The organism is Amycolatopsis bartoniae (assembly GCF_014191255.1).
GTDB classification, from domain to species: Bacteria; Actinomycetota; Actinomycetes; order Mycobacteriales; family Pseudonocardiaceae; genus Amycolatopsis_E; species Amycolatopsis_E bartoniae.
This window is the reverse complement of the sequence record NZ_JACHWH010000001.1, coordinates 682,790-696,487: the sequence shown is the minus strand read 5'-3', so window position 1 is coordinate 696,487 and position 13,698 is coordinate 682,790. Positions and strand designations below refer to the sequence as shown.

General features: G+C 70.7%; 14 protein-coding genes. 6 read left to right on the top strand and 8 right to left on the bottom strand.

Features of this window, described 5'->3' with window-relative positions; all coding sequences use genetic code 11:
* Positions 1-158 precede the first annotated feature (158 nt).
* The 5 genes from FHX82_RS03535 to FHX82_RS03515 all read right to left on the bottom strand — a co-directional run bounded on the left by FHX82_RS03535 (position 159) and on the right by FHX82_RS03515 (position 4,936).
* On the bottom strand, positions 159-506 hold the full coding sequence (locus tag FHX82_RS03535; protein ID WP_145933152.1) for a hypothetical protein: 348 nt from the start codon (positions 504-506) through the stop codon (positions 159-161).
* Between the two features lie 448 nt (positions 507-954).
* Positions 955-1,839, bottom strand: coding sequence for a hypothetical protein (locus tag FHX82_RS03530; RefSeq protein WP_145933151.1), 885 nt, complete (start codon positions 1,837-1,839; stop codon positions 955-957).
* A gap of 241 nt (positions 1,840-2,080) precedes the next feature.
* The gene (locus tag FHX82_RS03525) at positions 2,081-2,428 is read right to left on the bottom strand and encodes a hypothetical protein (RefSeq protein WP_145933150.1); all 348 of its coding nucleotides are present in this window, start codon (positions 2,426-2,428) and stop codon (positions 2,081-2,083) included.
* A gap of 276 nt (positions 2,429-2,704) precedes the next feature.
* On the bottom strand, positions 2,705-3,811 hold the full coding sequence (locus FHX82_RS03520) for a glycosyltransferase (RefSeq protein WP_145933149.1): 1,107 nt from the start codon (positions 3,809-3,811) through the stop codon (positions 2,705-2,707).
* Between the two features lie 3 nt (positions 3,812-3,814).
* Positions 3,815-4,936: a glycosyltransferase family 4 protein gene (locus FHX82_RS03515; RefSeq protein ID WP_183176460.1), complete on the bottom strand. Its 1,122-nt coding sequence runs from the start codon at positions 4,934-4,936 to the stop codon at positions 3,815-3,817.
* Positions 4,937-5,090: 154 nt separating this feature from the next.
* On the opposite strand from FHX82_RS03515, the gene FHX82_RS03510 reads away from it, so the two are divergent.
* On the top strand, positions 5,091-5,927 hold the full coding sequence (locus FHX82_RS03510) for an inositol monophosphatase family protein (RefSeq protein ID WP_145933148.1): 837 nt from the start codon (positions 5,091-5,093) through the stop codon (positions 5,925-5,927).
* Between the two features lie 118 nt (positions 5,928-6,045).
* Positions 6,046-6,336, top strand: a complete 291-nt coding sequence (locus FHX82_RS03505) for a zinc-ribbon domain-containing protein (RefSeq protein ID WP_145933147.1) — start codon at positions 6,046-6,048, stop codon at positions 6,334-6,336.
* On the opposite strand, the gene FHX82_RS03500 is transcribed toward FHX82_RS03505, so the two are convergent.
* From FHX82_RS03500 to menD, 3 genes are all read right to left on the bottom strand, one after another.
* The gene (locus tag FHX82_RS03500; protein WP_194710572.1) at positions 6,333-6,800 is read right to left on the bottom strand and encodes a DUF3592 domain-containing protein; all 468 of its coding nucleotides are present in this window, start codon (positions 6,798-6,800) and stop codon (positions 6,333-6,335) included. The two genes, FHX82_RS03505 and FHX82_RS03500, sit on opposite strands and share 4 nt — an antisense overlap.
* Before the next feature lie 240 nt (positions 6,801-7,040).
* Positions 7,041-8,558 carry a M1 family metallopeptidase gene (locus FHX82_RS03495; RefSeq protein ID WP_183176459.1) on the bottom strand — a complete coding sequence of 506 codons (1,518 nt, stop codon included), beginning with the start codon at positions 8,556-8,558 and terminating at the stop codon, positions 7,041-7,043.
* Between the two features lie 252 nt (positions 8,559-8,810).
* Complete coding sequence (menD, locus tag FHX82_RS03490; protein ID WP_183176458.1) at positions 8,811-10,466, bottom strand: 2-succinyl-5-enolpyruvyl-6-hydroxy-3-cyclohexene-1-carboxylic-acid synthase; 1,656 nt, start codon at positions 10,464-10,466, stop codon at positions 8,811-8,813.
* Between the two features lie 57 nt (positions 10,467-10,523).
* On the opposite strand from menD, the gene FHX82_RS03485 reads away from it, so the two are divergent.
* The 4 genes from FHX82_RS03485 to FHX82_RS03470 are packed head-to-tail and all read left to right on the top strand — an operon-like array spanning position 10,524 to position 13,651.
* Entirely contained in the window at positions 10,524-11,447 is a 924-nt protein-coding gene (locus FHX82_RS03485) for a 1,4-dihydroxy-2-naphthoyl-CoA synthase (protein ID WP_145933145.1), read from the top strand.
* A 7-nt stretch (positions 11,448-11,454) separates the two neighbouring features.
* Complete coding sequence (gene menE, locus FHX82_RS03480) at positions 11,455-12,585, top strand: o-succinylbenzoate--CoA ligase (RefSeq protein WP_145933144.1); 1,131 nt, start codon at positions 11,455-11,457, stop codon at positions 12,583-12,585.
* A 31-nt stretch (positions 12,586-12,616) separates the two neighbouring features.
* Positions 12,617-12,754, top strand: coding sequence for a hypothetical protein (locus FHX82_RS03475; protein ID WP_183176457.1), 138 nt, complete (start codon positions 12,617-12,619; stop codon positions 12,752-12,754).
* 24 nt (positions 12,755-12,778) lie between these two features.
* Positions 12,779-13,651 (top strand): 1,4-dihydroxy-2-naphthoate polyprenyltransferase, encoded by an 873-nt coding sequence (locus FHX82_RS03470; protein ID WP_145933143.1) that lies wholly within the window; start codon positions 12,779-12,781, stop codon positions 13,649-13,651.
* Positions 13,652-13,698: the final 47 nt, after the last annotated feature.

Genomic DNA, 13,698 nt, shown 5'->3' with positions numbered 1-13,698 from the left:
ATGATGTGATGGAACTACTTCGGAAAAAAGGCTGCGGCCAGCCGGCGCGAGGTGGGCCGGGCGCACGATCGGGGTCGTGCACCCGGAACCCACCTCGCATCACCAGCCGCTGAGGTTCCGGTTCGGGCGGACCGTCACCTCGTGAAGCGGCCTGGAACTCAGTTGTGCTGGCTCGTGCCGCCGTCTTCCACGCCACCGGAGGCGCAGTTGAACGGGTCCTCACCCGACGCGGAGTTGTCGCCCTCCGACAGGATCGGCACACCGATGCCCTTCAGGGCGTCCTGGATCGGCACCTGGACACCGAGGACGTTGATGTTGTCCTTGCACACGCCGAGGCTGCCGTTCACGTTGTGCAGGGCGTCCACGTTGTTGACGTTCACCAGGCCGACCTGGTTCTCGTCACCGTCCCGGTCGTGGTGGTGGGATTCGCTCGCCGAAGCAACGCCGCCCAGCAGCATCATGCCAGCGGCCGCTCCCGCGGCCACGAAGCCCATCTTCTTCAACACAAGGAACTCCTCAAGAAGTTTCGGATTCAGGGACACCGGGCTTGTTCTTACGAGATCATTTTCCCTGCCCGTGCAGCAAAAGTACCCACCATCGGCGGCGCGCTCCAGCGGGCGCCACCATCGTGTAACGCCGCAGCCCTCTGACCGGACCTTTAGTCGCCCGTTGGGGTGTATGCGCTTTCTCCGCCGAGCTGGGGTTCAGCCCGCGTGCTATGTCCACCGGATACCTTGGGAGTTCCCGATACGTTCTGGGGATTTCGTCCCGGACGGCGTGTCGAGCTTGTTGCCGCCACTGTCCACAGTACAGTTCGATCGCCCGTAGTGGAGGAAATTCACCCTTGTGCCGGGCAAGCCCCGGTCAGGCCCCGGAAAGAGCTCTGCGCCGGCGAGAAGCCGGCGCAGAGCCCGTTCCACAACGGATGGTCCTCGCGATCAGACCACGGGTGGGTCAGTCGTCGTAGGACGAATACGACCCACTGCCGCTGTCGTAGCTCGCCGCGCCGTTGCTACCGGCCGCCGAGCTGGACACGTGGTACACAGCACTGTCCTCGTCCGCACCGCTCAGCTGGGCCCAGTTGCTCGCGCCCTCGGGCCCGGCAGCGTGGCTCCACTGCGCGTAACGGGTGTGGTTGTCCGTCGCCAGGGCGGCGGTGCCGTGAGAGCTGGCACCGCCAGGACCTGCCGAGGTGGCGGACTCGTGGTGCACCGCCACGGTTTGCGGTTCGTCGACCTCGTGCACGACGACCACGTCGTCATCGTCGTCGGCGTCGTTGTCGTGGACGACGACGTGGTCCGCGTCCTGGCAACCGCAGTCGTTGTCCTCGTGGTGCACGACCGTCTCGTGGTGTACGGCCGGCTCGTGGTGCACGACGACGGGGTGCTCGTCGGCGTCGTGGCAACCGCAGTCGTTGTCGTCGGCTTCGTGGTGCACCACCGTCACGTGGTGGACCTCGTTGTCGTCCGAGGCGTCACAACCACCACCGCACTTGTGGTCGGTCACCCGGTGGCGACCGCCGTTGTCGCGGTGGTTCGACCAGTCGTGGCCGCCCCAGCCGTCCTCGTCGTCGCTCCCGCTCGCGGAAGCGACGTCGAAGACGCCCGCGCCTCCCACCCCGGCCCAGGAACCCTGGCCCGTGTAGAAAGCGCCGTCTTCGTCGGCCCCCGAGTTCGTGTCGAACACGGCGGCACCCCCCGCTCCGGCGTAGGCGCCGGAGGCACCGTAGGAGCTGCCGCTCCAGTCGTGCCACGGGGCGGCACTCGCGGTGCCGCTCATGAACAGGAACAGGGGTGCGACAAGCACCCCGGCTCCCGCCACCTTTTTGCTCAGAGACATCTTCGGTCTGTCTCCCTTTCAACAGTGAAAGGCGGCTTGCCGTACTGTCAGAAGCCCGCCTGTTGCCGGTTGATCTTTGAGGCCTCGAACCGAAGATACCCAACGGGAATCGGATCAACAGAGTCCAAATTGGGCGGTGCACTCGATAGGGGGGCAGGGTGTAACACCAGCCGGTTCCGCGCCCTGAGAGAGGGCGACGGGACCGCTGGGACGTTCCACTCGAACCGGTTAGTCCGGACGATCAACCTACGGCCGGCCAGACCTCCGCTTCGACCGAAAGCGCGGTGGCGACGTCGAGCTCGCCGGAGCGGACCTGAGCGGCGAGCGAGTCCGGCTCGGCGGGGAGGAAGAGCCAGCCGGTGACGAGCTCGTCGGAGTACCGCGTCGGCTCGCCGCCCGCGACCCCGAGCGCGGCGAAGTGGTCCCGGGCGGCCAGTGTCTGCGGCACCCAGTGCCGTCCCCAGCGCAGCACGATGCGCGCGAGGTCGTTGGGCACGTCGGCGGGGTGGATCAGCCGGTCGCCCGTGATCGGGATGAGCAGCGGGGTGTAGGTCGCCCCCGGCGCGGTGACGGTCAGGTAGTCAGTCATGTTTCGTTGCCTCGGTCTTGGTCAGCGCGGGCACGGACAGTCCGCGCACGACGAACCAGCGACGTGGTTCGACCAGGTCGCTCGAATCGCGCTCGACTACGGAGCGGCGTTATTTCTCGTCTTCTCGAAATAGAAACCACACTATCGGGTGGTTTGAACTCTAGATGATCATTTTGTCCACCTATGTTCTTGCCGAAATGAAACGCCTGCTCCGGCTCCGTTGCCGAACCGAACGGAGATGCTAGCGAAAGCGTTTGAACTGCTACAACCGGGTGGTCAGTGCCGCAGGACCGACAGCATTCCGCGCACCGAGTCGGGCCACGAGAATTCTTCGGCTCGCGCCCTGGCGGCGGCCCGGCGCGCTTCCTCCGGGCTTTCCAGCAATCCGGTCACGGCGGTCGCGAAAGCGCCTGGCAGATCGGCCACGGCGGCCCCGCAGCCGGGCCGGACTATTTCCCGCAACGCCGACGAGGCCGAGACCACCACGGGCGTGCCGGACGCGAGCGCCTCCAACGCGGCCAGCCCGAAGGTCTCGTGCGGGCCGGGCGCGAGCGACACGTCGGCGCTCGCCAGCAGGCGGGCCACGTCGGTGCGGTCGGACAGGAACCCCAGGAAGGTCACCGGCAGCCCGCGCGCGCGGCGCTCCAAGGCCCGGCGGCGCGGGCCGTCGCCCGCGATGACCAACCGCACCCGGTCACCCGACTCGGTCAACTCCGCGATGGTGTCCACACTGCGCTCGACGTGCTTCTCCGGAGACAGCCGTCCACAGTGGACCAACAGTGCGTCCGCGCCGGCGGCCAGGGAGGTCCGCCAGCCGTCGTCCCGCCTGCCGGGCGCGAAGGCCGCGAGGTCGACCCCGAGCGGCACCCGCTGCACGTTCGGCGCGCCGATCCGGTCGAACTCCTCCCGCGCGAACGCCGTGGTACAGACCACCCGGTCGTAGCTGCGCGCCATGCGGCCGTTGGCCGCGTCGGCGATCCTGCGGGCGACCGGGCCGGGCAGCAGGAACTGCTCCAGCAGCCGGTCCAGCCGCTCGTGCGAGATGACGACGCTCGGCACGCCGTGCCGCCGGGCCCACGCGCCCATGCCCCGCAGCGTCAGCCGGTCCGACACCTCCAGGCGGTCCGGGCGGAGGCTGCGCAACAGCGCCTGCACGCGGTACGGGTCGACCGCCCGGTAACCGCCGGTGCCGGGGATCTTCGGCGCGGGCAGGGAGAACCGGCGCACGCCGGTGGGCAGGACCTCTTCGGCGTACCGGGTGCCCGGCACGACCAGCGTCACCCGGTGCCCGCTCAGGACGTACCCCGCGCCGAGGTGGTGCAGCGCGGTGCGCAGCCCGCCGGAACGCGGCCCGTAGAAGTTCGCGAGCTGGACGATGTGCATCGGTCACGCCGCGCGGGCGACGCGACCGGTGACGGCCTCGTAGTGCTCCACGAGCTCGCCGCAGACGGCGGGCCAGGTGCGGCCGAGCACGACCTTGCGGGCCTTCTGCCCCAGCCGTGCCCGCAGCGCGGGGTCGCGCAGGTCGTCGACGCGCTCGACCAGTTCCCGCGCGAAGCCCGCCCGGTCGGCGGGCAGCAGGTATCCGGTTCGGCCCGGCAGCACGAGGTCCTTCGGGCCACCCGCGGCGGGGGCGAGGACGGGCAGTCCCGAGGCCATCGCCTCCTGCACCGCCTGGCAGAAGGTTTCGTACGGGCCGGTGTGCACGAAGACGTCGAGGCTCGCGTACGCGGTGGCCAGCTCGTCGCCGTAGAGGGCGCCGAGGAAGGCCGCGCCGGGAATCCGCTCCCGCAGCGGTTCGAGCTCGGGCCCGTCACCGACCACGACGACGCGCACCCCGGGGACGCCGGCGAGGGAGACGAGGCGGTCGACCTCCTTCTCCGGCGCGAGCCTGCCGACGAACCCGACGAGCAGCTCACCGTTCGGGGCGAGCCGCGCGCGCAGCTCCGGATCGGCGTGGTCCGGGGAGAACCGCTCGATGTCCACCCCGCGGCCCCAGCGGTGGACGCGCGGGATGCCGTGCTCGCGGAGGTCGGCGACCGAGTCGCTGGAGGGCGCGAGGGTCCGGTCGGCCTTCGCGTGCAGCCTCCGGACCCAGCGCCAGGCCGCGCGGGCCCCGAGGCCGAGGCCGTACGCGGTGGCGAAGCCCGCGATGTCGGTCTGGTAGACGGCGACGGTCGGTACGCGCAGCCGCCGGGCCGCGGCGAGCCCGCGCGCACCGACGACGAACGGCGACGCGAGGTGCACGACGTCGGGGCGGAACCCGGTCAGCGCGGTCAGCACGGTGCGGGTCGGCAGGCCGATCGGCAGGGAGTTGACCACGGGCAGGTCGACGGCCGGGATGCGGACCACGGGGGCGCCGCGGTACTCGGCGGGGCCGGTCAGGCCCGGCGCGACCACGAGCACGTCGTCCCCCCGGCCACGCAGGTGCTCCACGACCCGCAGCACGGAGTTGGTGACGCCGTTCACCTGCGGGAGGAAGCTTTCGGTGACGATGGCGACTCGCACCTCGTCAAGGTCTCACGAAGCCCGGTTCGTCCGGAGAAGGCGGCGTGACCGGTACGCAAACGCTGCCGGAACTTCGGGAAGCTGCGCTTTCCGGAGTAGACACTTCATCTCCACGTAGCGTCCCGGACACTCGGTGCGGCCACACTAGACCGGCGTGACCCTTCTATCCGCCCGCCCGTCCCAGCCGGTCGAACCGGGCCTGCTGTCACGGGCGCTCGAGGTCGCCGGACGGCTGGCCAACGAGGCCACCGACGTCATCACCGCGACCGCAGGCCGGGGTGCCCATCCGGACACCAAGGAGTCGCCGTTCGACTGGGTCACCGACACCGACCGGATCCTGGAGCGGCACACCCGCCGGGTGCTGACCGCCGAGTTCCCGGGCATCCCCGTGGTCGGCGAGGAGTTCGGCGCCGACCACGGTGCCCACGACGCGCCGTACCGCTGGGTGGTCGACCCGGTCGACGGGACGGCGAACTACGTGGCCGGGGTGCCGTGGTGCGCGTACAGCCTGGCGCTGGTCGACGCCTTCGGGCCGGTGGTCGGAGTGGTCGCGGACCCGTACCGAGCGCAGATCTACGCGGCGGCGCGGGGCCGGGGCACGAGGGCGAACGGCAAGCCGGTGCGCCTGGTGGACCGCGAGCTCACCGAGGGCGCGATCGTGTGCACGGAGCTGGCGCGGCGGGGACCGTGGCCGGGCATGGGCGAGTTCATCGAAAGGGCGGCGGCCGCGCACGCGGGGGTGCGGGTGCTGGGTTCGGCCGCGCTGTCGATCGCGCAGGTCGCACTGGGCCACGCGGCCGCGGCGGTGCTGCACAGCTACCACGAGTGGGATGTGGCGGGCTCGGTGGCGCTGGCGATCGAGGCGGGCGCGGCGGTGCTGGACCGCCGGGGCGAAGGAACGGCGCTGCCCGCGGACGGTCTGCTGGTGGCGGCCCCGAGCGTCGCGGAGGAGGTCCTGTCCTGGTGGCAGGAAACGGCGAGCGTGGGTTGACCGGCTCCTGGGCGCGTGTCGCTCTGACGGCAGGGAGCCGAAAAAGCTGCGCCGAATGGATCTTCGCGGCAGGTTCGTGCGTCGGTAAGGTCGTTCCCTACCGAGTTGGAGTGACCTGATGATCATTTACGGCTGGCGGTCCAAGGTGCAGGACCTGGCGACGGCGACCTACGTGTGCGCCCGCTGCACCAACCCGACGTCCCACGCCCTGCGGCGCGCGGTCACGAAGGTCACGCTGTTCTTCATCCCGCTGTTCCCGATCCGCTCGAAGTACTTCACGGTGTGCACCTTCTGCGGCGCGACGAACGCCCTGACGAAGGCACAGGCCCAGGAGGTGCAGGCGCAGGCCGCCGCACAGGCGGCGCCGGTGCCGGGGCCGCAGGTTCCGCAGCAGTACCAGGGAAACTAGGGCTTCCCGCTGAGGGCGGGCTCGGGCGAGGCGACCTGCGCAGCACCGCGGCGACCGCGGTAGCGGATCCACCACAGCAGTCCGACCGCGACGGCCCAGGTGATGAGGGCCGTCATGCCCAGTGGGAGCAGTGTGAGTGTCGCGGTGCGGCCGGCGACCCGGGCCAGTTCCGGGTTGGCCGTGTCGTACTCGATGCGCACCAGGTCGCCCGCCACCAGGCCGCCCGGGTAGAGCACGCCGTTGGCCGGGATGTGCAGGATGCCGTCCGGGGTTTCGAACCGGATGATCGTGCGGTCCCACGAGACCGAGTCGACCTCGGCGTTGGCCGCGCCGAGGTGGCTCGTGATCGCCTCGTCGTTGCGGATGGCCGCGAACACCAACCCCACACACAGGGCGGTGATCAAGGCCGCGACCCCGAGCACGACGCGACGGGCGTTGCGCTGCCGTCGCTCTGCTCTCGTCACGCCTTCCAATGTAGCGACGCTGAACAGCCCCATGGTGAGCGGTCACAGACCGGGCGCAGGGTGACTGGCCCATCGACATGGGGTGACAGGAGGAATCGGGCGCGGTGAGCGGCGTGGCGCCGCGGGGCCGGGGCGCAGCAGTTGCACCGCCTCCTGGCCGGGCGGAGCTGGATCGGCCGAACCGGGGCGGTGCACGGGCCGGGGCGGCACCGCCCGCCACCCGGCGGGCGGTGCGGCGCCTCAGTACTGGTGTGCGGCTGCCAGCAGCCGGTGCGTCTGCTGGATCTTCGGGTACGACTTCGGCGCCACTGGAACTCCAGCGGTGCGGAAGGCGGCCGCAGCTCCGTTCGGGCCCACTGCCGGCTTGCCCTTCGTGAACAGCCATGTCGTGAACAGGTCCTGCAGCGGCTTTCCGGAGACCCGCTCGGCCAGCGCGATGAAGTCCTGGATCCGTGCGTCGCCACCCTTGTGCTGCGCCACCCAGGTCTTCAGGATCGTGAAGAACGCGTCATCGCCCACCGCTGTGCGCAGGGCCTGCAGCGTCATCGCGCCGCGGTCGTACACGGCGTCGTCGAACTGGTTCGCCGCTCCCGGGTCGCCCGGCAGCACCTGCCAGAACGGGTCGTCAGCCGGGTAGGAGTCGTACGCGTACTGCGCCAGCTCCGCCGGCGTGCCCTCGCCCTCGTGCTCCGACCACAGGTACTCCGCGTACGACGCGAAACCCTCGTTGAGCCAGATGTCGCTCCAGCGTCCCAGCGACACCGCGTCGCCGAACCACTGGTGCGCGTTCTCGTGCGCGACCACCGAGGTGTTGCTGCCCGACCGGAAGAACGTCGCGCCGTACACCGGGCGCGTCTGCGCCTCCAGCGCGAAGTTCAGGCCCGTCGACACCACCCCGCCCTCGGCCTCGAACGGGAAGGGCCCGAACTGGGTCGCGAGGAAGCCGTCGATCTCGGGCGTCCGCTCGACGCTCGCCTTCGCCGCGTCCAGCGAAGCACCGGCCGCCGGGTCGTAGGCGGTGACGAATGGCTTCCCGTCCGGCGTGGTCGACTGGTTGACCTCGAACGCGCCCACCTCCAGCGTGGTGAGGTACGTCGCCTGCGGCTGGGTGCTGCGCCAGTTCCAGCGCGTCCAGCCCGCCCGCTGCTTCGTGGTCCGGACGAGCGTGCCGTTCGACAGCGCGACGGCGTTGTCCGGCACCTCGACCGACACGTCGTAGGTCGCCTTGTCGGTCGGGTGGTCGTTGGCCGGGAACCACCACTGCGAGTTCTGCGGTTCGTCGACCGCCAGCGCCCCGTCGGGCGTCTTCTTCCACGCCGTGTAGCCGTCGATGACCACCTTCGACGGGGTGTCGGCGTAGTTCACGACGACCGTGATCGTCTGGTTCTTCGCCAGCGCCTTCCCCGGCGTCACGACCAGCTCGCCGTTCTCGCTCGGGTCGGCGTGGAACGTCGCCGGGACGTTGTTGACCAGGACGGAGTTGACGTGCAGGCCGAAGTCGAGGTCGAAGCTCGACAGCTCCTGCGTTGTCCTGGCGAGGATCGTCGTGGTGCCGGACAGCTGGTCGGTGGACGGCTGGTAGGTGAGCCGGATGTCGTAGTGGGAGACGTCGTACCCACCGTTGCCGGCGTACGGGTAGTACGGGTCACCCACGCCGGATGCTCCGGCCGCTGGCGCGGCGGAAGCAGTGGCGGTGAACAGGATGGTCGCGATGCCAGTGGCCACAGCCCCCAGGCCCGCTCGAGTTCGCTGACGCATGCCGGAAAGCTAGCGAGAAACCGGGCAACCGCCTACGGCCTTTAGGAGGGTCTTACCGACTGGGACGATCTTCCGTTTCCCGTTGACCAAGACATCTGGTATGGCCGACGCAAAACCCAAGTCCTGTCAGGAAATCTGCCGCACACTCCCCCAGCGCACGAGGGGCGAACTCTGCCTCGACGGGCAGCTCGCACCCGAGCGAACGGCCCGTTCGCACGAGTACGAGATGCCCAACGGTGCACTACGCCGGCACTACGCCAGCGCGTCCGCGACCGCCGCCCGCACGCGCGCGTGCAGGTCCCGGTGCCGGGTCCGGTCGACGCGGACCTCGACCACGCGCAACCCCGGCGCGGGCCGCAGCGCCGAGCGGAACTCCGCCAGGCTCGACACCAGCTGGTGCGGCACGTTGAAGCCCGCGCACAACGCGCCGAGGTTCGCCCCGTGCGGTGTGCCGAAGACCCGCTCGAACGAGTCGCGGTGCTCGGGCGCACCCTGCTCCAGCAGCGAAAAGATGCCGCCGCCGTCGTCGTTGAGCACCACGATGGTGAGGTCGGGCCGGTCGTCGGCGAGCAGCGCGTTGACGTCGTGGAGGAACGTCAGGTCGCCCAGCAGCGCGTAGGACTGCCCGCGGTGCGCGCTCGCCGCGCCGATCGCGGTGGACACCGTGCCGTCGATGCCCGCCACGCCGCGGTTGCGGTGGACCAGCACGTCGGGCCGCATCCGCCCGGCCAGCGCGACGTCCCGCGTCGGGTTCGAGGAGCCCACGACCAGGAGTGCTTCGGGCGGCAGCGCGTCGATCAGCTCGGTCGCGATCCGCAACCCACTCGGCCACTCCTCCTGCCGCAGCGCGGTGCTCACCGCCGCGGACGCCGCCTCGTCCGCCCGCTGCCAGGAGGCCAGCCAGTCCGGGTCGGCGGGCTTCGTCGGCTCGTCGAACCACTGGCCGACCTGCCGGACGTTGTGCGCGGGCGCCGGCCAGTCCGAGTCCGGGCGCACCAGCAACACCTCGACGTCCGCGTCCGACAGCAACGCCTGCACCTGCCGGAACACCGTCGGCCGCCCGATGCACAGCACCTGCTCGGGCTTGTGCCGGGCGATGAACTGCTCCGCCCCCAGCAGCCACACGCCACTCGCGATGCCCGTCGCCCCGGCCAGTCCGAGGCCCCCGGTCTCGGACACCACCGGCCAGCCGTGTCGCTCCGCCCACTCGCTCGCGGCGTGGACCCCGCTGTCGGACGCGATCACCAGCCCGCAGCGCGCGGACGGGACCACGGACGACGGCAGCGCGCCGAAGTCCGGCAGCTCGGTCCAGCGTCCACCGCGGGGACGGCCGTCCAGCGACTCGTACCAGTCGTCGGACCCGTCGGGCACGAGCGGCTCGCGGAACGGGATGTTGAGGTGCACGGGCCCGCAGCGCCACTCGCCGTACGCGGCGTTCCAGGCGCGGCAAATCTGGCTGCGCCAGTACGCGTTCTGCCCCGCCCGGCGCTCGGCGACGGCGAGCTCGTCGAAGTACCGGACCGCGTTGCCGTAGAGGTGCTGCTGCTCGATGACCTGGTTCGCCCCCGCCGCACGCAGCTCCGGCGGCCGGTCGGCGGTCAGCACGATCAACGGCACGCCGGCGCGGTCGGCCTCCAGCACCGCCGGGTGGAAGTTCGCGGCCGCCGTGCCCGAGGTGCAGACCACCGCGACCGGACGTCCCGTGCGTGCCGCCATGCCCAGCGCGAGGAAGGCCGCGCCGCGCTCGTCGACCCGGACGTGCAGCTGCAGGCGCCCGGCCACCGCCGCGTCGTGGAGCGCGAGCGACAGCGGCGCGTTGCGCGAGCCGGGGCACAGCACGACGTGGGAAACGGTGTTGCGAACGAGTTCGTCCACCAGCACCCTGGCCTGCGCCGTCGACGGGTTCACCAGGCGCCTCCCGGTGTGTCGTCCGTCATCATGGCCACACGTCCTATTCTCCCAAACGTGCATGACGCCCAGGTTTCCGAGCTGTTCGACCCCTCCGCGTGGACCGAGGTCGAGGGTTTCGGCTTCACCGACATCACTTACCACCGCTCCGCCGAAGCACGCTCCGGCAAGCGCGTCGTGCGCATCGCGTTCGACCGTCCCGAGGTCCGCAACGCCTTCCGGCCGCACACGGTGGACGAGCTCTACCGCGCGCTCGATCACGCCCGGATGAGCTCCGACGTCGGCTGCGTGCTGCTCACCGGCAACGGCCCGTCGCCGAAGGACGGCGGCTGGGCGTTCTGCTCCGGCGGAGACCAGCGTATTCGCGGAAGGTCCGGCTATCAGTACGCGAGCGGGGAGACCTCCGACACGGTGGACCCCGCGCGCGCCGGCCGACTGCACATCCTCGAGGTCCAGCGCCTGATCAGGTTCATGCCGAAGGTCGTGATCTGCGTGGTGCCGGGCTGGGCCGCGGGTGGCGGTCACTCGCTGCACGTGGTGTGCGACCTCACGCTCGCCTCGGCCGAGCACGCCCGCTTCAAGCAGACGGACGCCGACGTCGGGTCGTTCGACGGCGGGTACGGCTCGGCGTACCTGGCGCGGCAGGTCGGGCAGAAGTTCGCGCGCGAGATCTTCTTCCTCGGCCGCGAGTACACCGCCGAGCAGATGCACGCCATGGGCGCGGTCAACGCCGTCGTGCCGCACGCCTCGCTCGAAGCCGACGCGTTGCAGTGGGCGTGGGAGGTCAACGGCAAGTCCCCGACGGCGCAGCGCATGCTCAAGTACGCGTTCAACCTCATCGACGACGGGCTCGTGGGCCAGCAGTTGTTCGCGGGCGAGACCACCCGGCTGGCGTACATGCAGGACGAGGCGGTCGAGGGGCGTGACTCGTTCCTGGAGAAACGCTCACCCGACTGGTCGAACTTCCCTTACTACTACTGAGGTACCCGTGCGCGAGGTTCTGGTTGACGGATCGGTCGACGAGCTGCGGAAGGCTGTGGCCGACGCGCTCGACGGTGGGACGGCGGTGCTCCCGCTGGCGCCCGGGTCGACAGGCCTGCGGGACGCGATGGCGCCGGAGCAGCCCGTCGAGCCCGGGACGGCGGTGATCATCGCGACGTCGGGTTCAACGGGCGAGCCGAAGGGTGTGCTGCTTTCGGCGGACGCGTTGCGCGCCTCGGCTCTCGCGACCCATCAGCGGCTCGGCGGGCCGGGGCACTGGCTGCTCGCCACACCCGCGCAGTACATCGGTGGCCTGCAGGTGATCGTCCGGTCGCTGCTGGCGGGCACGACCTGCGCGGCACTGCCGCCGGGTCACTTCGACGGCGAGCTGTTCGCGTCCGCCGCAGCGGCCGTGCTGGCCGAGGACGGGCCGCGGTACACCGCGCTGGTCCCGACGCAACTCACGCGCATCCTCGACGGAGGCGGGCGGGGTCTGGATGCGGCGCGGGCCTTCGACGCGATCATCATCGGCGCGGCGGCGACATCGGCCGCGCTGCGCGAGCGGGCTCTGGACGCGGGAGTGCGCATCGTGCCCGCGTACGGGATGAGCGAGACCGCCAGCGGGTGCGTGTACGACGGCGTTCCGCTCGACGGCGTCGAGGTGCGGATCGGAACGGACGACCGGGTGCTCATCGCAGGTCCCGTGCTCACGCACGGTTACCGCCTGCGACCCGATCTGACGGCGGAGGCCCTGGTCGACGGCTGGTTCCGGACCGGCGACCGCGGCAGGCTCGTGGACGGCAGGCTCGAAGTGCTGGGGCGGCTCGACGACGTGATCAACACCGGCGGCGTCAAGGTGCCCGCGGCCGCGGTCGAACGGGCACTCGGCGCCGTCGCCGGGGTGCGGGAAGCCTGTGTCGTGGGCCTGCCGGACGCCGAGTGGGGGCAGGTCGTGGCGGCGGCGGTGGTGGCCGAGGAGCCGGTGGCCGAGGCGGATCTGCGGGCGGCGGTTCGCGCCGAAGTGGGAGCACCGGCGGTGCCGAAGCGGTTCGCGTTCGTGGACGCGCTGCCGTTGCGGGGGCCGGGGAAGGTCGACCGCGCGGCCGTGGTGTCGCACGTTTTCGCCACACTCGGTTGACACGGCCGGGTTACCGTTTTTCACTCAGCGGATGAAACGCTTCGCTCTCGCGGCCCTCGCCTTCGTGACGCTCGCGATCGCCGCCGCCCCGGTCGCGGCCGCCTCCCAGGTGACGGACGAGCCGGGCAGCGGCACGCTCACCTGGGCCGTCCCGACTGACGGGGAGTAACAGCCGTCCACCACAATGGGTGACATGGCGACAGTTGCACAATGGGTCGAGGGCGCGCGCCCGCGGACCCTGCCGAACGCGGTGGCCCCGGTGGTGGCGGGAGTCGGCGCGACAATCCAGCTGGGTGCTTTCTCGTGGTGGCAGTCGCTGCTGGCGCTGCTGGTCGCGCTGTCGCTGATCATCGGCGTGAACTTCGCCAACGACTATTCGGACGGCATCCGGGGCACGGACGAGAACCGCGTCGGCCCGCTGCGACTGGTCGGTTCGGGTGTCGCGGCGCCACGCCTGGTGCTGGGAGCGGCTCTCGGCTGCCTCGGGCTGGCGGGGGTGCTGGGCCTGGTGCTCGTGGTTTTTTCGGGGCACTGGTGGCTGTTGATCCTGGGGGCGGCGTGCATCCTCGGCGCGTGGTTCTACACGGGCGGGAAGAAGCCGTACGGGTACGCCGGGCTCGGCGAGATCGCGGTGTTCGTGTTCTTCGGCCTGGCAGCGGTGCTCGGCACGGTGTACGTGCAGGCCGGCCGGGTGAGCTGGGCGGCGCTCGGCGCCGCGGTGGCCGTGGGCTGCTTCTCGATGGCCGTGCTGACGGCGAACAACCTGCGTGACATTCCCACGGACCGTGAGGTCGGCAAGAACACGCTGGCCGTCCGCCTGGGTGACGGCGGCACTCGTCGGTTGTACCTGGCGCTGGTCACGGTGCCGTACGTGGTGACGGTGCTGCTCGGGGTGTGGCACCCGTTGGTGTTGATCGGCCTGGTCACGGCGGTGCTGCTGTGGGGCCCCGTGAAGGCCATCGTGACCGGCGGGACGGGGCGGGGGTTGATTCCGGTGCTCCGCGACACCGGACTGGTGATGCTGGGGTGGTCGGTGCTCAGCGGGGTTGCGTTGGGATTGAGCTGATCTGGTCAGCCACTTTTACGGTTTACAGGCCTGGCCTAAACTGCAGG